The sequence below is a fragment of the Ruegeria sp. C9 genome (assembly GCF_056537585.1).
Map to the genome: position 1 here is coordinate 859246 of NZ_JBQFRU010000001.1, position 22748 is coordinate 881993.

Consider the following 22748-nt stretch of genomic DNA (forward strand, 5'->3'; position numbering starts at 1 on the left):
GTTAGCGACGTCCCTCGCGCAACCAACCGGCCAAGAGGAACCCGCCGGCCAGCAACAGCACCAGCCAGGGTGGAAGCAACCCGGCCTGTGTAACATCGCGGGTTTCATAGGCGTCGCGCGGGGTCAGACCAATCCAGCCCCGACCTGCTGCCGGTCGGCCCGCACGGACATTCCGGATTGAGGGCAGACCCTCTTCCAACCGGATCGTTCCTCCGCGCAGGCTGGCCAGAACGGGGCTTAGAATCTCATCGGTCGCGATCGTGCGCTCGAATTCCTTTGGTGCAGCAGGACCAAGGCCGATCACGGCAGAATGCGCGCCCTCTTCCAGACGGTACAGGCCAATTTCATGGCCGAAGTACTGCGCCTCGAACCGACCGGGCGAGACTTCGTTTAGCGTAATCTCCAAGGTGTCGCCGTTGGGGAGGGTGACGGTGACCGGGCCAACCTCATCCTCCAGCGTTTGACGGATAATACGCATGGACTGGCCGTTCGCTTCGGCCCACAGCGCCTCTTCCTCAAGCTCGGGTTCTTTCATCATCCAATGCGCCAGCCTGCGGAGTAGTTCCAGCTGCGGGCCACCACCCTCAAAGCCGCGGCTCCATAGCCAGGCGTGGTCTGATGCCATCAGCGCCACACGGCCTTCACCCACACGATCCAACAGCAGCAACGGACGATCATCCACGCCGGTCATGAGCATATTGCCGGACAGCTGGCTGACATCGATCTGGCGCAGCCAAGCGCCCCAAGTCTCAGCATCGCCCAGATCAGCGGTAACCGGATGACGCTGGCCCAGATCGGTGACCATGGGCACGTACCGTTCCTCGTAAACCCGCGCACTGGGTTTTGCGGGCAGGACCGGCCCAAGAGGGGATCGGTACAGGCTGTCAGCCGTGGCAAAATCAGGGCCAGCAGCGACCAGCACCGCGCCACCATTGACGATATAGTCGCCAACATTGTCCAGATAGATCGCAGGCAGGATGCCGCGCCGCTTGTAGCGATCAAAGATGATCAGGTCGAAATCATTGATCTTCTCCAGAAACAACTCTCGCGTTGGGAAGGCAATCAGTGAGAGCTCATCCACCGGTACGCCATCCTGTTTTTCCGGCGGCCGGAGGATGGTGAAATGGACCAAATCAACCGAGCTGTCAGATTTCAGCAGGTTGCGCCAAGTACGCCCGCCCGGATGAGGCTCGCCCGATACCAGCAGAACACGCAGGCGATCCCGCACACCGTTCATCTGGATCAGAGCCGTGTTGTTGCGGTCGGTCAGTTCGCCCTCGGCCTGCGGGACCGTGAACTGGATGACGTTCCGACCACCATGCGGCAGCGTGATCGGGAGCTCGACGTCCAGACCGATTGGAATGGTGAACTGCTCGGGTTCACCTCCATCGACGGAAATCTCAAGCGGAGCGTTAGTAACTCCAGCAGGCGCAGCGCCAGTATCTTCGACGCGCAGGGTTAGGGTCACGGGTTCACCGATAATGGCGAAGGCTGGGGCGTTACGCACGATCAGGCGCCGATCCCAATCGCCTTCGCGCCCGGTCTGCAACAGATGCATTGGAGCAGGCAGGTCAGGTGCCAGGTCTGCATCATGAACGATGCCGTCTGACACCACGACAATGCCCGCAATCCGCGCACGGGGTTCTTCGGCCAGCGCCGCGTTCAGCGCAGCCATGACCTGCGTGCCCTCGTCACCATCGCCGTCACCAACCTGGATGCGGCGCAGCTCGGTATTATCTCGGGCTTCGATCTCGGTCGCGAGGTCGTTGGCAGCCTGAGCAGTCTGTTCGGCACGATCCGATAGGGTTTGACTGGCGCTTTCATCTTCGATCATCAACACGATGTCGGTAAGCGGCGCGCGATCTTCGACCTGATAAACAGGACCGCAAAGCGCCCCGAGGATGACCAAGGCCGCCAAGCCGCGCAGGGCCCAGCCCGACAGACCGCGCCAAAGCGCCAGAACCACACCTGACATGGCAATCAATGCCACGGCTGCCAGAAACGGCCACGGGATTAGCGGGTCAAAGATGACGGTTCCGGTCATTGTCCCAACCTGTCCAAAAGCGCGGGTACGTGAACCTGATCGGATTTGTAATTCCCGGTCAGCACATGCATCACCAGATTAACCCCAAACCGATTGGCCAACTCGCGCTGCCGTTCTCCGGCATAACCGCGACCCACGGGCAATAGGGACTGACCGTTGCGATCCACCGCCCAGGCCCCGGCCCAGTCATTACCGCCGATCACCACCGGGGTCACGTTATCGTTGAGGTTTCGGAAGGGCATTCCTTCGATCTGCTCGGCATCGGGTGGCGCGGCTTCGACCCAGACCTCGGTGCCAGAATATCGTCCGGGAAAATCCTGCAACAGGTAGAAGGCGCGAGTCAGCACGTGGTCACGCGGAACAGGCTCTAACGAGGGGATATTCAGCGGTGCCGCCAGCTGTTGTAGCTTGCGCCCATTGGGACTGGAGGCCCCGAAACCGGCGATATCGGCATCGCGCGTGTCAAACAGGATCATCCCACCCGACCGCAGATAGGCGTTGAGCTTTGCATAAGCTTCAACCGAGGGCTGCGGCTGGTCCGGAGTGACAGGCCAATAGAGCAGCGGAAAGAATGCAAGCTCATCACGTTCAAGGTCGATGCCAATCGGGTCGGCGGGTTCGACCGAAGTGCGAAAATGCAGCGTCTGCACCAACCCACGCAGCCCGGCCAGCGCGATATCGTCGACCTGAGCATTCCCGGTAAGTACATGGGCCAGCACAAGCTCATGCGTCGCGTTCAATGCAAAATCGGTGTCTTCAGGGGTCTGCGCCCGCACCTCGGGGGCAAGGAACAGGGCAGCAAGCGCAAATGCAACAGGGGTTGCCTTGGCCAAGCGCCCCGACAACGCCAAAGACGCAATCACATCGATTGTCAGCAACAACAGTGCAAGGCCAAGCAACAGCCCTTCCAACGGAGTCTCATTGCTGATCTCCTGACCCCGGATTGGGACATCTGACGGCCAGACCACCGGGGATAGTACAGCATCCTCGGCAAGAACATTCCGCGCCAGTTTCTGCTTGCCGTTTTCATAAAGCCCCGGGCGCAGGTCCGGCCCGATTTGCCCAGAAACCAGTTCGACTCCATCGACACCGGGCAGCGTTCCTGCGTCATTCAAAACACCGAAGCCATCCATTATTTGAATCGGCTCCCATACGGTGCCCTGCATCTGAGCCTCTTGACGCGATTTGGCAGCAGAGGCAACGGCAAGCCGGTCGAGCATTTCGACAAACAGCCCGGACAGCGGCAGGCTGGACCATTCCGCATCAGCCGTGACATGGAACAGAACCACCTGCCCCAGCCCCAGCGGTTTTCGGGTCACCAATGGTGTGCCATCCGACAGTGACGCAATGACCCGATCCGCCAAATTAGGATCTGGTTGTGCCATGACCTGAGTGGTCACAGAGACGTCCGCAGGAATCTCCAACCCATAGAACGGCGAGTTTTCAGTGAACGGAGCAAGCCCCTTCGCTTCACCCCAGCTCATGGCGCCGCCGACCGAGCGGCCACCGCTACGAAGTCGAACCGGCAACAGTGCATCCTCAGTATCGCGCCCCAGATCGCTGGCGGCCATGCGTGGGCCGGCAAAGCGCAGCAGTAGGCCGCCCTGTTCAACCCATTCGACGACTTCAGCCTGTTCCGACTCGGACAGCTTGGCCAGATCCGCCAATACGATCACATCCGGGTTCGCGGGGAGAACCTCGGCCAGGCCGCCTTCGACAAAATCAGCGGTCGGAATCAGTACCTGTGTCAGGTAGTGAAGCGGCGACAGTAACTCTAACCCTTCGCGGTTCAGGGTACCTGCGATCAATGCCACTTCGCGCCGACGCAGGCTGTCATCTGTCAGTGTAATGGCACCGGCAGAGCGCTGGCCTTGAATCTCGAACCGTGTAATGCGTGCGCGCAGTTCCGATGGAAGCGCAAGATCAATTTCCGCCTGCGTAGAGCCGTTTTCGAACTCAAGACTGGTCGATTGCAGCACCCGCATTGCTCCTGCCGGGTCGCGCCCTTGCGCAAGAACGGTGACTCTTTCCTCTGGTCCTGGATTAGCGCGCTGTACGCTGATTAGGATTGCGCCGTCCTGATAGGTGGCGGGCAAGATCGCGGTAACGGGTGCAGAGGATTGGTAGACAATCACGTCCCCACGCGCTTGTAGGGCAGAAGTCAAACGATCATGGCCGACATAGGACAGACGGTCGCTGAACCAATGGGTGTCGAAGCCACCTTCGACCTGTCCCAACGCGATCAGAGTTTGGTCAATCTGCGCTTCGGTTGGCTGCCACGGCATCGGTGTAAGGCCCGGCAGACGACCACGCCACGCCTCGGCGGCCTGAAACACAGGTGCCTCAGGTTCAGTCAGACGCAAGATCGACACAGGACGACCCGCCCGCCCGGCTTCCGTCAATTGCGCATCAATCTGATCAAGTGTCGAGGACCAACGTGTCGCGCCCCCCCAGCTTGCATCCAGCACCAGCAGAAGCGGCCCGGATCCGGTCTCATCGCGTGAGGGGTTCAGCACCGGCCCTGCCAGCCCGATGATGATCGCTGCGGCTGCCAGCATCCGCAGTAGCAGCAACCACCATGGTGTACGGTCCGAAACGCTTTCATCATCCTTCAATCCCAGCAGCAAGGTGACCGCCGGGAAAAGACGTCGGATCGGTGCAGGTGGGACGGCACGCAGGATCAACCACAAAATCGGAAGGGTCAGAAGACCCAGCAGCACCCAAGGCGCGGTAAATCCGATTCCTGCAAGAACCGTCATTGCGCACCCCCATCCAAGGCGCGATAAAGCCACAACAGAGCCGATTGAGCGCTGTCATCGGTGTGATGGAGCCCCATCTGCCATCCGGTCGCACGACAAAGCTGCGTCAGCGCGTCCTTACGCTGCGCAAGGCGATCCAGATAACGATCACGCAGGTCTGCGGCCTTCAAGGTTTCATGTCGAGCGGTGCCACCAACACTTTCAAAAATGGTACGTCCCGAATAGGGAAAGGACTCCTCGCTGGGGTCCAGAACCTGCAGCAACACGCCGCGCACGCCCCGGTCAGCGGCTTTGGTAAGGGCCAGCTCGACCTCGTCCAGCGGCCCAAGAAAATCCGAGATAAACACCGCACGCGCATGCGGGATCATGGCGCGGTGTTCGGGTGGCGCGTAATCGGTTTGCGCATCTTCAGACCAGGCTTGGGCCAGCCGAATGATCTGAGCATTCCCCCTGCGCGGGGGCAGCGTCGTGCCAGTCAGACCAACGCGCTCGCCGCCACGCACAAGCAAGATAGCGGTCGACAGCCCCAGCAGGCGCGCACGATCGGCCTTGGTCGGCAAGTTCTTGTCCGAAGCAAACCGCATCGACGCGCCCTGATCGACCCAAAGCATGATCGACTGTGCAATCTGCCATTCGCGCTCACGTACAAACTGCTGATCACCACGGGCCGAACGGCGATGGTCGATCAACCGGCGACTGTCGCCAATCTGCGCAGGGCGGTACTGCCAGAAATCATCCCCCAGACCCGAGCGTCTCCGCCCGTGATCGCCCAATAACACGGTTCCGGCCAGATGCTCGGCACGCGCCAATAACGGCGGCAACCGGGACGCCTCGGCCTCGGAGCGTTCGCGTAGGGTCTGGGCGGCGCTCACGCCGCGGCCTCAGTTCGGACCAGCCCAGTAGCGGTGGACTCAATCAGGTCAGAGAGGCTGTCACCACGTGCCCGCGCCGCGAAGTTCAACGCCATACGGTGGCTGAGAACCGGACGGGCCATGGTCAGAACATCCTCGGCATTGGGGGCCAAACGGCCTTCCAGCATCGCATTTGCGCGCACGGTCATCATCAGAGCCTGCGCAGCGCGCGGTCCGGGACCCCAGGCAACAGTTTCCTTCACTCGCTCTGACACACCTGCCTCATCCGGGCGGAAGGCGCGGACCAGATCGAGGATCAGTTCGACAACCGACTCTCCTACAGGCATCCGGCGCAACAGAACCTGTGCGGCCAGCAATTCCTCTTTGGTGAAAATCTGATGCGCCTCGGCTTCCTCGACCCCCGTGGTAGCCAGCAGAATATCTCGCTCGGTCTGGCGATCCGGATATTCCACGTCGACCTGCACTAGAAACCGGTCCAGTTGAGCTTCGGGCAATGGATAGGTCCCTTCCTGCTCAATCGGGTTCTGCGTTGCCAGCACATGGAACGGTACGCCCAATTCGCGGTCTTCGCCCGCGACTGTCACCGTACGCTCTTGCATCGCCTGCAACAGCGCCGATTGGGTCCGGGGACTGGCACGGTTGATCTCGTCCGCCATCAGCAACTCACAGAAAATCGGGCCGGAGATGAAGCGGAAATGGCGGCTGCCATCTTCGGCAGTATCCAGCACTTCCGAGCCCAGAATATCAGCAGGCATCAGGTCCGGCGTGAACTGGATGCGGTTGCCATGCAGGCCCATCACGGTCGACAGCGTTTCGACCAGCCGCGTCTTGCCCAGCCCCGGCAGACCGATCAGCAGCGCGTGACCGCCGCACAAAAGCGCGGTCAGGGTCAGGTCCACGACCTTCTCCTGCCCGATAAAGCGGCGGGTGATCGAGGATTTGGCCTCTTGCAGCTTGTTTTCCAGCGCTTCGATCTCGGACACGAGGTCGGCAGGTTCGGACATGAGGTTCCCTTCCGTGGACTGTTATGATTGAAGTGTATCGCGCTGAGAGGAAATGGCAAAAGCAATGAGCGGACAAAAACCCGTGACCCCTTCGCCAGACGGTCTGGCGGCTTCGGTCAAAGCGGCCAAAACGCGGGGTTTGCCGCCCGTTCACCTATGGAATCCTCCGTTTTGTGGCGATCTGGACATTCGGATCGCCAAAGATGGCACTTGGAGTTATCTAGGGTCACCGATCAACAGGGTCGAGCTTGTTAAGCTATTTTCCTCAATTCTTAAGAAAGAAGAGGGTAGGTACTTTCTCGTCACTCCCGCTGAAAAGGTGGGAATCACCGTCGAGGATGCGCCGTTTGTTGCCGTTGATTTTGAGCATGAGGGACAAGGCGAAGCCCAACGTCTGACTTTTACGACGCAAGTGGGCGATACAGCCATCGCCGGGCCCGATCACCCGATCCGCATTGTCCTAAATACGGAAACTGATGAGCCCTCACCCTACATATTGGTGCGCGCGAATCTTGAGGCGCGCATTGATCGCAAGAGCTTTTACCGGTTGGTCGAGATCGCCAGACATCACGACGGTTGGTTTGGTGTCTGGTCGGACGGCCAGTTTTTCCCACTGATCGCATCCGATGTGCTAGAGGATTGAACCGGTCGCGGTTTGCGGTCCTGCGCCAGCACGACCGCAAGCGCCACCAGCGACGCGCCCAGCGCGCGGGTCCAGTTCCAGTCCTCGCCCAGCGCCATCATGATCACCATCACATAAAATGGCGCGATATTGATGTGGAATGACGCCAGGGCGACCCCTAGTTTTCCCACTGATGCTATGAAGAAAAATTGGCTCAGGCCCAGTGAGAACAGTGCGTAGAACACCAACATACCCATCTGCGCCACATCTACGGGGCGTGTAGGCATGACCTCTAGCCCCAGCAATCCGGCTAACGGTACTAGAATGGCTGCGGTCGACAATCCTCCGACCAAGGTAATGGTGCTACGGCCCAACTGGCTAAGCTCGGGGAAGTCGCGCGCAGTGGCCATGCTGGCCCAACAGAACAGCGCGGTAGACACCACTGCGCACATCGCGCCCAGTCCTAATTGTGCCGGTGCCACCGCGCTGGTGGCAATCAGGCCGCCAATGATTGAAATCACCAATCCCAGCGCAAAGCTCCAGCGCAATCGCCGCGTTCCCGCCACAAGCTCCATTATCGTAGCGATCAAAGGCGCACACGAGGCGATAATGGCAACGGTAACTGGGTCGGTCAGCTTCTGCGCTACAAGGATCAGGAACATCCCCGACCCTAGCCCCAAACCTCCAACCAGGAGGGCATGGCCCCAACGGGCGCGCAATACCTGAGCCGGTCCGTCCAGAATCAGCCAGATTGGTACCATGACCAACACCGCAAGAGACATCCGTGCTGCGAACAGGGCGATAGGTGGCCAGCTTTGCAATAGGATCTCAGCCGCCGGGAAACCCGCCGCCCACGTCAGCATCGAAGCCACCGCCAGCGTATTTCCGGTGAACGCGGTCTGTCGACCGTCAGATACAGCTATAGCGGTCCCGCGCGCGGGTTCAGGGCTCATGGCCATCGTGATCAGACCTTATTGTTGGCGCGGCCCTCGCAACGGGATACCGCTTGAGCCTGATGGTCCCTGATTCGAAAGCCTTTATCTGGCCGATTTTCGACAATCTGTCGTTTTCAGTCTCTTTCACGTGGCCGTCGTGATCGTTAGGCTCTGCAAAGTTCGACACCGGATGCCCGATGCCCAGATTTGCCGCCAATCTTTCACTGCTGTTTGCAGAACTGCCCTATCTCGACCGGTTTCAAGCCGCCGCGCAGGCCGGGTTTACGGCTGTTGAAATTCTCTTCCCCTACGGCCTCGCGGCCAAAGAGACCCGCCGCGCGCTGCTGTCCAGCGGGCTTGATCTGGTGCTGATCAACGCCCCGCCCCCGAATTATACCGGCGGTGAACCGGGTTACGCCGCCATGCCCGGCAGCTCTGACAGGTTTAAGTCCGATATCCGGCGCGTTCTGCGCTACGCGGATGTGCTGCGGCCAGAGATGATTCACGTTATGGCCGGATACGCTTCCGGCCCCGAGGCCCTGCGTTGTTTTGTCGAGAACCTGCAATGGGCGGCAGATCTTGCGCCGGAACAGCGGTTTACAATCGAACCGCTCAACCCCGTATCGCAACCCGGTTACTTCCTGAACAATTATGATCTGGCCGCCGAAGTGCTGGACCGCGTCGACCGCGCAAATGTCGGCCTACAATATGACAGTTTTCATGCGCAGATGATCCACGGCGACGCGCTGGCGATTTGGCACCGTTTTCAGCCCCATATTGTCCATGCACAGATCGGGGCTGCGCCGGATCGCTCGGAACCCGGACTGGGTACAATGGACTTTGCCGCGTTGTTTGCTGCGATGGACCAGTCGGATTACAGCGGCTGGGTCAGCGCCGAATACAACCCCTCAACCCGGCGGACTGAGGACTCACTGGCTTGGATACAGTATTAAACCCTGCATGAACGCTGGATTTTCAGACTGAAATGGCGCAATTGAGGGCATCGACACGCCAAGGATGCCCCGCATGATATCTGCCCGCTATGCCAATGCCCTGTTCGCCTTGATCATGTCCGGCCTGATGTCCTGCGTCGTCACCGGCATAGCCACGCTCAAAGCTATCGGCTTCAGCCCTTCAACACTCGGAGACTGGATGGCCTCTTGGGCCTTTTGCTGGCCTATCGCCTTTACCGTCATCCTGACGCTGGGCCCTTTCGTAAAACGCCTGATCGCCCGCCTGGTCAGGCCAGAAGCCTGACCCGCTGCAAAGAGGGCCCGCAGGGCTTGATAAGCTGCGCCGCCCCTAATGGGCCTCGGCCCAGTTCGCGCCTTGTCCGGCATCCGCGACCAGCTTGATATCCAGCTTCACTGCCGGATCAGCCGCCCCTTCCATCACCGCGCGCGCGACCGAGATGGTCTGATCCACGGCCTCTTCGGCCACTTCGAACAGCAATTCGTCATGCACCTGCAACAGCATCTTGGCGGGCAAGCCGTTGATCGCATCCGGCATCCTCACCATCGCGCGCCGGATCACATCTGCTGCCGTCCCTTGGATCGGAGCATTGATCGCAGCACGACGCGAGAACCCCGCATGCGGCCCCTTGGCATTGATCTCAGGTGTATGGATTTTCCGGCCGAACAGGGTCTGGACATAGCCATTCTCTTTGGCAAACGCGATCGTGTCGTCCATATAACGGCGGATACCGGGGAAACGTTCGAAATAGCGATCGATGAAACCCTGCGCATCCGCCCGGGGAATGCGCAGATTGCGCGCCAGCCCAAAGCCCGAAATGCCGTAGATCACACCAAAGTTGATCGCCTTGGCCTGACGACGGATATCCGGCGTCATCTCGTCCAACGGAACATCAAACATCTCGGACGCCGTCATTGCGTGAATGTCCAAACCATCCGCAAACGCCTGTTTCAGGGTCGGAATATCGGCGATATGGGCCAGAATCCGAAGCTCAATCTGGCTGTAATCAAGGCTGACCAGCACATTGCCCGGCTCGGCAATGAACGCCTCACGTATGCGCCGACCTTCCTCAGTCCGCACCGGAATGTTTTGCAGGTTCGGATCGGTCGAGGCCAAACGGCCCGTATTCGCCCCCGTAATCGAATATGACGTATGCACCCGGCCCGTATCAGGATTGATATGGGTCTGCAGCGCGTCCGTATAGGTCGATTTCAGCTTGGAGAGTTGCCGCCAGTCCAGCACCCGGCGCGGCAGTTCATGTTCGGTCGCAAGGTCCTCAAGAATGTCCGCCCCGGTCGAGTACTTACCGGTCTTGCCCTTCTTGCCGCCCTCAAGCCCCATTTTGTCGAACAGGATTTCACCCAGTTGCGCTGGCGAACCGACGTTAAAGTTCTCACCCGCCAATTCGTGGATTTCAGCCTCTAATCCGGCCATCTTCTGCGCAAATGCATTTGACATTCGGCTGAGAACATCGCGATCGACCTTGATGCCATGCATCTCCATTTCTTTGAGAACCGGCACCAATGGACGTTCAAGTGTTTCATACACCGTCGTCACCTGCACCTGATGCAACTGCGGCTTGAACAATTTCCACAGGCGAAGGGTGATGTCCGCATCCTCGGCAGCGTAGGCCGTGGCCTCGTCAATCGGCACCTTGTCGAAAGTGATTGCAGACTTGCCCGAGCCAAGCAGAGGTTTGATGGGAATCGGCGTATGGCTCAGATAGCGTTCAGATAGCGTATCCATGCCATGCCCATGCTCACCGCCATGCATGGCGTAGGACATCAGCATCGTGTCGTCGATGGGGGCGACGTCGACGCCATATCGCTTAAAGATTTTGGCATCGTATTTCATGTTCTGTCCGATCTTCAGGATCGACGGATCCTCAAACATCGGTTTCAGCAAGTTTAGAGCCGCATCCAGCGGCATCTGTCCATCGGCCAGCGCATCCGATCCGAACAGATCATCGGTCGCGCTTTCACGGTGAGTCAACGGGATGTAACAAGCCTCACCCGCCTCGACACATAGCGAAATCCCGACCAAATCGGCGATCATCTCATTCAAGCCGGTGGTCTCGGTATCCACCGCAACCCAGCCGCGCTCGTAGGCCTGATCGATCCATTTCTGCAATGCCGCTGCATCGCGCACGCATTCGTATTTCGATGCATCAAATGGGACGTCTTCGGCCTGTGACTCCGCCTCAGGCGTGGATATCTCGGGGATGACGGGGGACTCGACGCCCAGCTTGTCAGCAATGCGTTTGGTAAGCGTACGAAATTCCATCTCTGCCAGAAACTTCATCAAAGTCTCAGCATCGGGATCCTTCACCTCAAGGTCATCCAGAGTGAAATCCAACGGTGTGTTTTCGTCCAATTGCACAAGTTTCTTCGATAGCTCGATCTGGTCGCGCTTTTCGATCAGGGTCTGGCGGCGCTTGGGCTGTTTGATCTCTTCAGCGCGATCCAGCAAGGTTTCCAGATCGCCATATTCATTGATCAACAGCGCTGCCGTCTTCACACCAATGCCCGGAGCGCCCGGTACGTTATCCACCGAATCCCCGGCCAAAGCCTGCACATCGACCACACGCTCGGGCCCGACGCCGAACTTCTCAACCACCCCGTCGCGATCGATGCGCTTGTTCTTCATCGCATCCAGCATCTCGACACCGCCACCCACAAGCTGCATCAGGTCTTTGTCAGAACTGACGATGGTCACCCGCCCACCGGCCTCACGCGCCTGAACGGCGAGGGTCGCGATGATGTCGTCGGCTTCATAGCCTTCAAGTTCTTTGCAGGCGATGTTGAACGCCTTGGTGGCTTCGCGCGTCAGCGGCATTTGCGGGCGCAAATCCTCGGGCATCGCTTCACGGTTGGCCTTGTAGAGATCATACAGATCATTTCGGAACGTATGCGAGCCCTTGTCGAAGATCACCGCGACATGGGTCGGCGCATCCGGCCCGGCGTTTCCTTCGACATATTTCTGCAGCATGTTGCAAAAGCCCGACACGGCCCCAATCGGTAGCCCATCTGATTTCCGCGTCAACGGCGGCAAAGCGTGATAGGCGCGGAAGATAAAGGCTGATCCATCAATCAGATGCAGATGGCAGCCTTTTCCGAATTGGGTGGTGGTCATATGAGGCTCCTGCGCTGGGTTGCGCCAAGTTGTACAGAAGGGCTGCACGAAAGACGAGGCCACCTGGCCAATTCGTTGCGACCTAATTTGCCCGTGGTCTGGTCTTAGCTATTCGAAAAAGTGCGCTTATCCGCATTCCAAGCCAAACCTGCTTTTTGCGCGATCAACGCGAATTGTTTGTTCAGCGAGCGATCATTCAGACGTTGGGACAGGCTGCGCAGTGGGATGAGGTTCCGCTCACCATATCCATCGATCAGGAAACAGGCCGGACCAGCGCCCCTTGTCCCGAAGACAATATTCGAACTTTTGACGTCGCGGGCGACGATGTGAAGGTCAAACATCTGCCCGACGAATGCATTCAGCGCATTCAAAACCGGGGCGTCCAATCCACTACGGCAGACTTCATACAGCTTTGGTGCAAGCCCGCCATCAAGGCCAGAAATGCGCTCAACCACAACCCCCGCCCCATGCGTCGTCTGAACCACGCCCAACATCCTGGACAGGGGTGAACGCTCAATTTCCGTCCCGAGTTTAAGTGATACGCGAAGCTCGCATTCCAGCTCTTTCAATGTGCTGCGATACTGCGCCTCGGGGAACAGTTTCCATGCCAGTCGCTTGCCAAGCCTGTGCGAGACACGATCTTGGGACCGGGTAAAAACTTTAATCAGTAAGTCAGGATGACCGGGAAAGTCATAGACACTGCGCACAGTCCCGTTCGCGATTGGCTGGTTGTCGGAAAGGTCAATCGTTTTGGCTGTGAACAGCATTATCCATCCTCGCCAGTTACGACCGCCTGCCGTCCTGGTCGCCCTTACGCGTCCTGACCAGTGTCCTCACCGCGCAACATGTATTTGCAATCGCAATAGGGGCACTCGACCCAACCAGTGTCTTCGGGAATCTGCAGCCAGACGCGCGGATGGCCCAGCGCACCCTCGCCACCATCGCAGGCGACGCGGGTATTATCGACAATCTTGGTTTCCGGCGCTTCGATGGTCACGGCTGGCGATCCTTCTTTGGTTGTCGGCCTCGCGGGCATGTATTAGGTGCGTTTATGGGCGATGAGTAAACCGGGGGCAAGGGCCACATGTCCGATGCGGCAATCACAATCAGATCACTGCGCAAGACCTATGGCGGCGGCAAGGGCCAGCCCGAGAAACAGGCTTTGAAAGGGATCGACCTGACGGTACCGCAGGGGTCCGTTTTCGGTCTGCTTGGCCCGAATGGAGCCGGCAAATCGACCCTGATCAACATTCTGGCGGGGCTGGTGGTCAAAACGTCTGGCAGCGTCTCGATCTGGGGCTTCGACCAGGATCAAAACCCGCGCCAATCCCGCGCCGCCATCGGCGTGATGCCTCAGGAATTGAACCTTGATCCGTTCTTTACACCTCGAGGCGCATTAGAAGTTCAGGCCGGGCTGTACGGTGTTCCCAAGTCTGATCGGCGAAGCGATGAGATCCTCGACCTCGTTGGCCTTGCCGACAAGGCCGAGGCCTATGCGCGCACGCTTTCGGGCGGAATGCGGCGGCGTCTGCTGCTGGCCAAAGCGCTGGTGCACCATCCCAAGATTCTGGTGCTCGACGAACCCACGGCGGGTGTGGATATTGAACTGCGACAGATGCTTTGGGCCAATGTGCGCAAGCTGAACGAACAGGGCATGACCATCATCCTGACCACGCACTATCTGGAAGAAGCGCAAGAGATGTGTGACGAGATCGCCATTATCAATCACGGCGAAAAGATCGCACAAGACAGCACGGCCAATCTGCTGGACCGCATGGACAGCCGAACCATGGTGATTGTGCCGGATAGCCCCATACAGACTCTGCCTGTAGCGGATAACGTGATTGCAGCGCAACGTGAGAACGGCGACCTTGTGCTGCAATACCACAGCAACCTAACTACAGCCGAGCAGGTGCTGGAATCTGTACGTCAGGCCGATATTCGCATCCAGGACGTCCGCACTGAAGAAGCTGATCTTGAGGATGTGTTCCTTGCGTTGACCTCCAGTCGGGTCGACGACGCAACTGTCAACCACACGAACCAACCACATCGGGGGATGCACCGCGTCAAGCTTTAGACACGATCGATCCGTGCGTGATAACAGTTGTTCAGAGCAGATCGGATGTGGATGTAAGCGACTTCAGCGCGGGAGAAGATTTTTTCAGCCGCCTCATGCAACTGCGCCTGTGGGGTGATGATCCCGGTTCCATAGACAATTCGGTCGTCCGGACCATACCCTTTGATCAGGTAGTTGGGCGAGTCGGTCAACGCCTCGGGCAGCACATCCTCACTTTCATAGCGCGCGCAGGGGTCGGCACAAAGGAAGATCGGTCCAGTCTCTGCATAAGGCTGCGTTTCCGGGAAGGGTCGGTGCGCCAACACCAGCATCTCTTTGCCTTCCGGTATGTATTTCAAACAATGTCGGCATGGGTTGCCGGCCCCATTGGAAATCGCACGCTCTGGTGGGTTTCCATATCCATCCGGCGCACCGGCGCGATATGCCTGAACCTGCTGTGTTGGTAGGGCTGAAATTCCGTGCATGACGTTTCTCCTTGATTTGAGATGATCATGGCAATCGCTTGTTTTGGACTCGACCCGTTTCCTGCGTATTGCAAAATCTGCAACCCTGCCTGCAAAAGAATGTTAGCGATAAAATAAGGGCTACCCGTCAGACCAATTTGGGTCTAAGCAAACATCAAACACCCCAAACGATCCATCTATGATTGAGGCTTTTGTCATGAGCGCTCAGAACTCCACCCTTCGTGGGCTTGCCTTTGCGTTCTTAGGCTTTGCCGTCTTCGCGACGCATGACGTGCTGATCAAGGTGCTGGGTGGCACCTATTCGGTTTTGCAGATCATCTTCTTTGCGACGCTGTTTTCCTTTGTCCCTATGGCAGTAACAATTCTGGCCGATCGGACCACTGGGAATTTCCTGCCGCGGCATCCGTGGTTGGTGCTGTTGCGATCAGCGACGATGATCATGGCCATGTCTTGTGCCTTCTACGCTTTTTCGGTGCTGCCGCTGGCCGAAGTCTATTCCCTGCTATTTTCCTTTCCGCTGATCGTAACTGTTCTGTCGATTCCGATTCTGGGTGAGGTGGTCCGTGCCCAAAGGTGGGCGGCCGTGGGCGTCGGCCTGATCGGCGTCCTGATCGTCTTGCGCCCTGGCGCGACCGAAATCACCCTGGGCCATTTAGCGGCTCTGGCAGCAGCCTTCTGCAGCGCATTTGCTTCGGTTCTTGTCCGCAAAATCGGGAATGAAGAACGCTCTGCCGTCCTGATCCTTTATCCTATGCTGCTGGCCATCGCCGTCATGAGCGTCGCCCAACCGGCAGTTTATCAACCACCATCATTGCTGCATCTGGCGATGATGGCGTTTGTCGGGGTGTTCTCGGTAATCGCACAGCACCTGATCATCCTTGCTTATCGCGCCGCCCCCGCCGGCGTCATTGCGCCCAGTCAATACAGCCAGATCATCTGGGCCACGATCTTCGGCGTGATTTTCTTTGGCGAGCACCCGGATATCTGGGTCGCCGTTGGCGCAAGTATCATCATCGCATCAGGTGTTTTCGTGGTTTGGCGAGAGAGCCGATCAAACACTACCTCTGCTAATACGCCTGTGCTGCGCGTCAGGTCGCCGCGGTCAGATACTGGAGCGACGAGGCCCGGAGAATAAAATACGGCGCGCATTGCAGCGCGCAGTGCAATCCATTTCAGCCCTTATAGAGCCTTAGTAGACGACCACTGATCGGATACTCTCGCCCTTATGCATCAGGTCGAAACCGTGGTTGATGTCATCCAGGCCCATGGTGTGGGTAATCATGGGGTCGATCTCGATCTTCCCGTCCATGTACCAATCCACGATTTTCGGGACGTCGGTGCGTCCACGCGCTCCGCCAAACGCGGTGCCACGCCATGAGCGGCCTGTTACCAGTTGGAACGGTCGGGTCGAGATTTCGGCACCCGCAGGTGCCACACCGATGATGATCGATTCACCCCAGCCCTTGTGAGCCGATTCCAGCGCTGCGCGCATTACGCCGACATTGCCTGTGGCGTCAAAGGTATAATCCGCGCCGCCCTTGGTCAGGTTGACCAGATACGGCACCAGATCACCTTCGACCTCAGAGGGGTTCACGAAATCGGTCATGCCGAACTTGGTCGCCATTTCCACCTTGGCTGGATTCAAATCAACGCCCACGATCTGATCCGCGCCAGCCAGGCGCAGGCCCTGAATCACGTTCAGGCCGATACCACCCAAACCGAACACGATGGCACGGCTGCCAATTTCTACCTTGGCAGTGTTGATCACTGCGCCAATTCCGGTGGTCACGCCGCAGCCGATATAGCAGATCTTGTCAAAGGGCGCGTCCTCACGAACTTTGGCGAGCGCGATTTCAGGCAGAACCGTGTGGTTCGAGAAGGTCGAGCAGCCCATGTAGTGCAGGATCGGATCGCCATCCAACGTAGAAAAACGCGAGGTGCCATCCGGCATGAGGCCCTGGCCTTGGGTTTCGCGAATTGCCTGGCACAGGTTGGTCTTGGGATGCAGGCAGTATTCGCACTCACGACACTCGGGCGTGTAAAGCGGGATGACGTGATCGCCGGGTTTCAGGCTGGTTACACCCGGGCCGACCTCAAGCACGACACCTGCGCCTTCATGGCCCAGAATGGCGGGAAACAAGCCTTCAGGGTCGGCGCCCGACAGGGTGAATTCATCGGTATGGCAAATGCCTGTCGCCTTGATCTCGACCAGAACCTCGCCCGCTTTGGGGCCTTCAAGGTTTACGTCCATCACTTCCAAAGGTTTGCCTGCCTGAACGGCGACGGCGGCACGGGTACGCATGGTGCTTGTCTCCCTGTCTGTTTTGCCCGACCCTGCGTCAAATACAGGGTTTTTTCAACTGCGCTTTCATGACAGGTTGGCTAAATCTTTGATATTTCAGAAACGACATCACCAGAAAGCCCTGCGCCAATGTACCGTTTATTTCCGATCCTAATTCTTCTGACCGCATGTTCTGAGACCTCTGCACCGCAGGACGCGGCGCTTGAACTAGCGGAGGCACCGGTTGATCTTGCATTTTGCAAGGGAGAACCGTTTGCGAACACCATTGGTGAGCCGGTTTCAACCATACAAGCCCAATTGCCTGAACGGTCGCGCGTTCTGGGCCCGGATGATATTGCCACGCAGGATTATCGCATCGACCGGCTGAACGTTTATGTGAACGGCGCAGGCACAATTCAGAGGCTTACTTGCGGATAGGGTCACTTTCCCCGGTACACCAGAATATCGGGCAAATAATCGATCAGGCGCACAACCCATGAGAACGGTGCCGGGAAATCGGTTCGAAACCGGCGACGGGACATGGCGCGCACTACGCGATCGGCCGCATCTTCGGGTGTCATCAGCATCGGCATTTTGAAACTGTTCTTGTCGGTCAGACGGGTCTTGATGAACCCCGGATTGACAATGCGCACCGTCACGCCTGACCCTGCCAGATCGTGCCGCATGGTCTCGGCCAGCGAGATCAGCGCAGCCTTGCTGGCCCCGTACGAGATCGCATTGGGAAGCCCATGATACCCGGCAAGCGACCCGATCAGCGTGATATCACCACTGCCTGAGCCCACAAATCCTGGGACGGTTTCACCCAACACCCGAAGCGCACCGGAATAGTTCACATCGCTGATCGCCAAGGCGGCATCGGTGTCCCAATCTGACGTACTGATCGGCTCATAGGCGCCTGCGTTGTAGACAAGCGCGTCAATTGAGCCAGCCTCCACCACAGCGCGGCGCACAGTGTCGAGATCAGTCACATCCATCGGTACTGCACGTGCATTAGGCAAGGTGCCACAGATTTCATCCAATCGCTCGGCATTGCGAGCAGAAAGGATCAGATGCGCGCCTTCGCGGCTCAGCTTTTCGGCCAAGCAACGGCCCAGCCCTTCGCTGGCGCCAATGATCCAATAGGTTTTTCCGTCAAAACTGCTCATGCGTAAGTCTTTTTTCGTACTACTGGGTCGAATACGTTCTGACAGCAGCAATGGATCACGCCCAGCGCTCGTAGCATTCGGCCAGATAACACTACATAGCGCGTCGGAAAAAAACTTCTAATGCGGTTGATCCAAAGGCTCATTCCCTGCGTATCTTGTTGTAAATACCGAATAACGAGGATGGAATGTTCGACGAAACCCGGGGCGTACGCAAGAAAATCGCTGTCATAGGCGCAGGCATTTCAGGTCTCTCCGCAGCTTATTACCTTTCCGAGGACAACGAAATAACCGTGTTCGAGGCTGAGCCCAGACTGGGCGGCCACGCCCGCACGGTGATGGCCGGAAAGAACGGAGATCAGCCGGTAGATACCGGTTTCATTGTCTTCAACTATGTCACATACCCCTATTTGACCCGGCTGTTTGATGAGCTGAACGTGCCAGTTACCAAAAGTGAGATGAGCTTTGGTGCAACTATCGACAATGGCCGCATCGAATATGGGTTGAACAATCTGCGCACTTTGACCGCGCAGAAACGCAACCTCGCGCGTCCAGCCTATTACAAGATGATCGCCGATATCCTGCGGTTTGGCAAAGAGGCCCCCGAAGCCGCGCAGGACGACGACACCACGATCGGTGAGCTTGTGGATCAACTGCGTCTCGGCCACTGGTTCCGGCACAATTATCTGATGCCGATGTGCGGCGCGATCTGGTCAACTCCGGTCGAGTTCGTCGATCAGTTCCCAGCCCGCTCGCTGGTGCAGTTCTTCCGCAATCACGCGCTGCTGGCCTCGGGCCGTGCCAATCAGCACCAGTGGTACACCGTGAAAGGCGGCAGCATCGAATATGTCCGCCGGATCGAGGCCGCTCTGCGTACGCGGGGGGCCGACATTCGTGTGGCCTCGCCCGTTCAGCGGATCGAACGGCACGATCTGGGTGTCACGGTGCATGCCGGCGGCGACGCCGATCTGTTTGATGAGATCATCCTAGCCACCCACTCCGATCAGTCCCTCGCCATTCTGGGCGATGCAGCGACCGAAGTGGAAAAAGCGGCGCTCGGCGCGATTAGATATCAACCGAACAAAGCTATCCTGCACTGTGATCCCCGCCAAATGCCCAGGCGGCGTGCTTGCTGGTCCAGTTGGACCTATCGATCGCAAAAGGGCAATGTTGGGGTCACATATTGGATGAATCGGCTTCAGAATATCCCCGACAGTGACCCGCTGTTTGTGACCCTGAACGCCGCATCAGACATTCCAGCGGACAAAATCTATGACGAGGTCGAGTTCGCCCATCCGGTGTTCGACAAAGCCGCCCTGCGCGCGCAAGGGCAAATCCGCGAGATGCAGGGACAGAACCGAACCTGGTTTGCCGGGGCGTATAACCGGCATGGTTTCCACGAAGACGGGATTGCCAGCGCAATGCATGTTGTCGAGCGCCTCACCGCCATCCCGCAGAGCATCGGAGCTGACAATGGTATCCCTGAAACGGACCTCGCTGTTTCGGCCAGCGTATAGAACCTGTTGCGCTGCGCTGCTGTCACTGGCGCTGATGGTCCCCGGCGGACTGGCGGCTTCGCCTTTGTCGGATGCAATCAAAGACCCTAAGCTGCGCGGCACCGGGACATTCCGTTTTCTGGGGCTGCCGCTCTATGACGCCAAGCTTTACACGCCCGGCGGTGCCGCATTCAGCTGGAACGAGAATTTCGGCCTACAATTGACCTATCGGAAAAACCTGAAACAAAAAGCGCTGGTCGAGTCGACCCTGGAAGAGATGGCCCGACAAGGCAATTCTGCGCCGACGGAAGCCCAATTGCAGAGCTGTTTTCAGGCGGTCAGCAAAGGCGATAGCTATCTGGCCATCGCGCAAGGCCCCAACAGCGTCAGCTTCTGGCGCAACGGAAGCAAAACCTGCACTCTGACAAATCCGGGTATCACACGCAGCTTCATGTCAATTTTTCTGGGTAACAATACACGATCCGCCTCGTTCACACAGCAGTTGAAGGGGCAGTGATGCTGTACCCGCGTGTCAGCCTCTATGCGCTGATGCTTGCTGCAGCAGGTATCCCGCTTTACATCCACCTGCCGCGCTTTGCCGCCGTGAATCTCGGTATCGGGCTGGGGGTCATTGGCACCATTCTGCTGGTCATCCGGCTGGTCGACCTGGTGCAAGATCCACTGATTGGCTGGGCCATTGATCGCTGGCCCGGTGGGCAGATGTTATTTGCCGCCGCCGCTGCGCTGGGTCTCGCAATTGGATTTCCATTGCTGTTTGGTTTGCCAGAAGGGGTAAGTATCGCCGCATTAGTGTCTATTCTGATCCTGTTATTCTCGGCCTACAGCCTTGGGACCATCTTGCTTTACGGCCGCAGCGCCACGCTGGCGAAACAGGCTAGCGCGAAGGAACTGATGACACTGGCCGCCTTCCGCGAAGGCGGACAACTGACCGGAGTTATCATAGCAGCCGCAGCACCCGCTGTGTTCGTGGCGCTTGGCGCAGCCGCGCAGGGGTATCCGGCCTTTGGAATGTTTCTCGGGCTTCTGAGCGTTGTGACTCTGGCTGTTACCCTGCCAATGTGGCGACGCACGCCGATCACCGGTCAAGGGCTGTCCTTTGCAGGCCTAGGACAGGCTGGGGCTTTACGTCTGCTTGCCCTTGCGTTGGTCAACAGCCTGCCCGTCGCCATCACCTCGACCCTGTTTCTGTTCTTTGTTGAAGATCGGCTGCAACTGCCGGGCAAAGCGGGGCCATTGCTGATCCTGTTCTTCCTCAGCGCCGGGCTCAGCGTTCCGTTCTGGGCCAGGCTCAGCAATCGGATTGGCCCGAAACAGACTCTGATGATCGCCATGCCGCTGGCCATTCTCGGCTTTGTCGGGGCCGCTCTTCTAGCCCCTGGGAATCTCGTCGGTTTCGCCATCATATGCCTCGCATCCGGCGCGGCGCTTGGGGCGGACATGGTTGTCCTGCCAGCAATGTTCTCGGTCGTTCTGACCCGGGCCGGGCTGAACGCATCTGCTGCGTTCGGCATCTGGTCCTTCGCAGGCAAGCTGGGTCTAGCTCTGGCCGCCTTTTTCACACTGCCGCTACTGGAACGCAGCGGCTTTACACCTGGACAGGCCAATTCTGCCGAGGCTTTGAATACACTCACCCTCGCCTATGCGGTGCTGCCCTGCATTTTGAAACTCGGAGCGTTTGGCATGGTCCTGACCCTCCCGACAGAGGTCTCTGCCAAATGAAAACGCTCCTGATCTGTCTGCTTGCGATTTTTGCGCTGTTTGCTGTGAAGAACCGGTTCCTCAGTTTCCGCTCGCAATCACCCTCCGACTACAGCGGAACCGGACCTGAGTTTTCACTCAAAGAGAACCTGAATGGCGAAATCCTGTCCGAAGGATTGATCTATGGCCCCAACGGCAAGATGTCGAACAGCTTTGTCGCACGCATGGTGGGCGAATGGGACGGCAATACCGGTACGCTGTCCGAGTATTTCACCTATTCCAACGGCAAACAGATGACCCGCAAATGGCATCTGACGTTGGGCACGGGCAACACTTTCACCGCAACAGCTGACGATATTGTCGGCGAGGGCAAAGGCGTGATTTCGGGCTCAACCGTCAAGCTGACCTATCGCATCATCCTGCCCGAGGACGCGGGCGGGCATACACTGGATGTGACCGACTGGATGTATCTGACGGAGAACGGTGTAATCATGAACCGGTCCGAGATGCGAAAATTCGGGATCAAGGTGGCCGAGCTGGTCGCCACGATGCGCCCTGCGCCTGAAGTGAAATCCACCCATCTGCATGGTGCAAACGGCCACGATACAGACTCTGAGCTGAGGGTTTTGCAATGATCGCCCGCCGTACCCTTATTGCAGGTGTCGCGATCGCGGGGTTGGCCATCCTCGCCGCATGCTCGGCCAAACCGCGTATACCAAAATCGTTTCTGTCAGATCGTCAGCTGAACCTTGAAGAGTTCTTCGAAGGTAAGACTGTCGCTTATGGTCAGTTTCAGGATGTACTAGGTAATGTCCCGCGTCGCTTCCAGGTCGATATTGACGGCACATGGGACGGAGAGACTCTGACGCTTGTCGAAGATTTCGTCTATGACGATGGTGCGACCGAACAACGGATCTGGACCCTGACTAAGACCGGCGATGACACCTGGACCGGCACCGCTCCCGGTGTGCTGGGCACAGCCAGTGGGGTCGAAAGGGGCGATACGTTTAACTGGAAGTACAAAATCGACCTGCCCGTCAAAGACGGCACCATGCGTGTCAATTTTGATGACTGGATGTGGTTGTTGTCGGATGACCGGTTATTGAACCGAGCCTATGTTTCGCGTTTTGGCGTAAGGCTGGGTGAAGTCATATTGTACTTCGAGAAGAAGTAGTCACCCCGCCAGCACAGCCAGCGGGGCAAAAAAG

The 22748-nt window shown here is 58.1% G+C and carries 22 protein-coding genes; 11 read left to right on the forward strand and 11 right to left on the reverse strand.

What is annotated here, in order from left to right; all coding sequences use genetic code 11:
* Position 1 precedes the first annotated feature (1 nt).
* Genes ACR0NE_RS03940 through ACR0NE_RS03955 form a run of 4 tightly spaced genes read right to left on the reverse strand, consistent with a single transcriptional unit; the run spans position 2 to position 6679 of the window.
* Positions 2 to 2044 carry a hypothetical protein gene (locus ACR0NE_RS03940; protein WP_170598262.1) on the reverse strand — a complete coding sequence of 681 codons (2043 nt, stop codon included), beginning with the start codon at positions 2042 to 2044 and terminating at the stop codon, positions 2 to 4.
* On the reverse strand, positions 2041 to 4803 hold the full coding sequence (locus tag ACR0NE_RS03945) for a DUF4159 domain-containing protein (protein WP_170598260.1): 2763 nt from the start codon (positions 4801 to 4803) through the stop codon (positions 2041 to 2043). The genes ACR0NE_RS03940 and ACR0NE_RS03945 overlap by 4 nt, the downstream gene beginning before the upstream one ends.
* Positions 4800 to 5675, reverse strand: a complete 876-nt coding sequence (locus tag ACR0NE_RS03950; protein WP_170598256.1) for a DUF58 domain-containing protein — start codon at positions 5673 to 5675, stop codon at positions 4800 to 4802. The genes ACR0NE_RS03945 and ACR0NE_RS03950 overlap by 4 nt, the downstream gene beginning before the upstream one ends.
* Positions 5672 to 6679 (reverse strand): AAA family ATPase, encoded by a 1008-nt coding sequence (locus ACR0NE_RS03955; protein ID WP_170394959.1) that lies wholly within the window; start codon positions 6677 to 6679, stop codon positions 5672 to 5674. The genes ACR0NE_RS03950 and ACR0NE_RS03955 overlap by 4 nt, the downstream gene beginning before the upstream one ends.
* A 64-nt stretch (positions 6680 to 6743) precedes the next feature.
* Here ACR0NE_RS03955 and ACR0NE_RS03960 point away from each other — a divergent pair, with 64 nt between their 5' ends.
* Positions 6744 to 7322, forward strand: coding sequence for a DUF1285 domain-containing protein (locus ACR0NE_RS03960; protein ID WP_255611964.1), 579 nt, complete (start codon positions 6744 to 6746; stop codon positions 7320 to 7322).
* On the opposite strand, the gene ACR0NE_RS03965 is transcribed toward ACR0NE_RS03960, so the two are convergent.
* Entirely contained in the window at positions 7247 to 8260 is a 1014-nt protein-coding gene (locus ACR0NE_RS03965) for a DMT family transporter (protein WP_480780085.1), read from the reverse strand. The two genes, ACR0NE_RS03960 and ACR0NE_RS03965, sit on opposite strands and share 76 nt — an antisense overlap.
* A 173-nt stretch (positions 8261 to 8433) precedes the next feature.
* Here ACR0NE_RS03965 and ACR0NE_RS03970 point away from each other — a divergent pair, with 173 nt between their 5' ends.
* Both ACR0NE_RS03970 and ACR0NE_RS03975 read left to right on the forward strand, forming a co-directional pair.
* Positions 8434 to 9189 carry a TIM barrel protein gene (locus ACR0NE_RS03970; RefSeq protein WP_170598252.1) on the forward strand — a complete coding sequence of 252 codons (756 nt, stop codon included), beginning with the start codon at positions 8434 to 8436 and terminating at the stop codon, positions 9187 to 9189.
* Between the two features lie 73 nt (positions 9190 to 9262).
* Positions 9263 to 9493, forward strand: coding sequence for a DUF2798 domain-containing protein (locus tag ACR0NE_RS03975; RefSeq protein ID WP_170408576.1), 231 nt, complete (start codon positions 9263 to 9265; stop codon positions 9491 to 9493).
* Positions 9494 to 9538: 45 nt separating this feature from the next.
* Here the strand turns inward: ACR0NE_RS03975 and polA are convergent, their stop codons facing one another.
* The 3 genes from polA to ACR0NE_RS03990 form a co-directional block, all read right to left on the reverse strand.
* A complete protein-coding gene (polA, locus tag ACR0NE_RS03980; protein ID WP_170598249.1) occupies positions 9539 to 12340 on the reverse strand; it encodes a DNA polymerase I in 2802 nt (933 codons plus the stop codon).
* A gap of 104 nt (positions 12341 to 12444) precedes the next feature.
* Entirely contained in the window at positions 12445 to 13107 is a 663-nt protein-coding gene (locus tag ACR0NE_RS03985) for a YrbL family protein (RefSeq protein WP_170598246.1), read from the reverse strand.
* A gap of 44 nt (positions 13108 to 13151) precedes the next feature.
* The gene (locus ACR0NE_RS03990) at positions 13152 to 13337 is read right to left on the reverse strand and encodes a zinc-finger domain-containing protein (RefSeq protein WP_170598243.1); all 186 of its coding nucleotides are present in this window, start codon (positions 13335 to 13337) and stop codon (positions 13152 to 13154) included.
* Between the two features lie 87 nt (positions 13338 to 13424).
* Between ACR0NE_RS03990 and ACR0NE_RS03995 the strand changes: the two genes are divergently transcribed.
* Positions 13425 to 14417, forward strand: coding sequence for an ABC transporter ATP-binding protein (locus tag ACR0NE_RS03995; RefSeq protein WP_170598240.1), 993 nt, complete (start codon positions 13425 to 13427; stop codon positions 14415 to 14417).
* Here ACR0NE_RS03995 and ACR0NE_RS04000 read toward each other — a convergent pair.
* Positions 14414 to 14881 (reverse strand): DUF1203 domain-containing protein, encoded by a 468-nt coding sequence (locus ACR0NE_RS04000; protein ID WP_170394977.1) that lies wholly within the window; start codon positions 14879 to 14881, stop codon positions 14414 to 14416. The genes ACR0NE_RS03995 and ACR0NE_RS04000 overlap by 4 nt on opposite strands.
* A 196-nt stretch (positions 14882 to 15077) precedes the next feature.
* On the opposite strand from ACR0NE_RS04000, the gene ACR0NE_RS04005 reads away from it, so the two are divergent.
* Positions 15078 to 16016 (forward strand): DMT family transporter, encoded by a 939-nt coding sequence (locus ACR0NE_RS04005; protein ID WP_170408579.1) that lies wholly within the window; start codon positions 15078 to 15080, stop codon positions 16014 to 16016.
* Between the two features lie 54 nt (positions 16017 to 16070).
* Here ACR0NE_RS04005 and ACR0NE_RS04010 read toward each other — a convergent pair whose 3' ends face one another.
* Complete coding sequence (locus ACR0NE_RS04010; RefSeq protein ID WP_170394983.1) at positions 16071 to 17183, reverse strand: S-(hydroxymethyl)glutathione dehydrogenase/class III alcohol dehydrogenase; 1113 nt, start codon at positions 17181 to 17183, stop codon at positions 16071 to 16073.
* A 129-nt stretch (positions 17184 to 17312) separates the two neighbouring features.
* Here ACR0NE_RS04010 and ACR0NE_RS04015 point away from each other — a divergent pair, with 129 nt between their 5' ends.
* Positions 17313 to 17600: an I78 family peptidase inhibitor gene (locus tag ACR0NE_RS04015; protein ID WP_170566838.1), complete on the forward strand. Its 288-nt coding sequence runs from the start codon at positions 17313 to 17315 to the stop codon at positions 17598 to 17600.
* Between the two features lie 2 nt (positions 17601 to 17602).
* Here the strand turns inward: ACR0NE_RS04015 and ACR0NE_RS04020 are convergent, their stop codons facing one another.
* Positions 17603 to 18328 (reverse strand): SDR family NAD(P)-dependent oxidoreductase, encoded by a 726-nt coding sequence (locus tag ACR0NE_RS04020; protein ID WP_170515234.1) that lies wholly within the window; start codon positions 18326 to 18328, stop codon positions 17603 to 17605.
* A 185-nt stretch (positions 18329 to 18513) separates the two neighbouring features.
* Between ACR0NE_RS04020 and ACR0NE_RS04025 the strand changes: the two genes are divergently transcribed.
* From ACR0NE_RS04025 to ACR0NE_RS04045, 5 genes are read left to right on the forward strand one after another with little or no spacing between them, the layout of a single operon-like run.
* On the forward strand, positions 18514 to 19842 hold the full coding sequence (locus ACR0NE_RS04025) for an FAD-dependent oxidoreductase (protein WP_170598237.1): 1329 nt from the start codon (positions 18514 to 18516) through the stop codon (positions 19840 to 19842).
* Positions 19799 to 20338 carry a hypothetical protein gene (locus tag ACR0NE_RS04030; protein ID WP_170598234.1) on the forward strand — a complete coding sequence of 180 codons (540 nt, stop codon included), beginning with the start codon at positions 19799 to 19801 and terminating at the stop codon, positions 20336 to 20338. The genes ACR0NE_RS04025 and ACR0NE_RS04030 overlap by 44 nt, the downstream gene beginning before the upstream one ends.
* Positions 20338 to 21561 carry an MFS transporter gene (locus ACR0NE_RS04035; RefSeq protein WP_170598231.1) on the forward strand — a complete coding sequence of 408 codons (1224 nt, stop codon included), beginning with the start codon at positions 20338 to 20340 and terminating at the stop codon, positions 21559 to 21561. The genes ACR0NE_RS04030 and ACR0NE_RS04035 overlap by 1 nt, the downstream gene beginning before the upstream one ends.
* A complete protein-coding gene (locus tag ACR0NE_RS04040; RefSeq protein ID WP_170598228.1) occupies positions 21558 to 22175 on the forward strand; it encodes a DUF3833 domain-containing protein in 618 nt (205 codons plus the stop codon). Before ACR0NE_RS04035 ends, ACR0NE_RS04040 begins: the two co-directional genes overlap by 4 nt.
* On the forward strand, positions 22172 to 22714 hold the full coding sequence (locus ACR0NE_RS04045; RefSeq protein ID WP_170395003.1) for a DUF3833 domain-containing protein: 543 nt from the start codon (positions 22172 to 22174) through the stop codon (positions 22712 to 22714). The genes ACR0NE_RS04040 and ACR0NE_RS04045 overlap by 4 nt, the downstream gene beginning before the upstream one ends.
* The last annotated feature ends 34 nt before the right edge of the window (positions 22715 to 22748 follow it).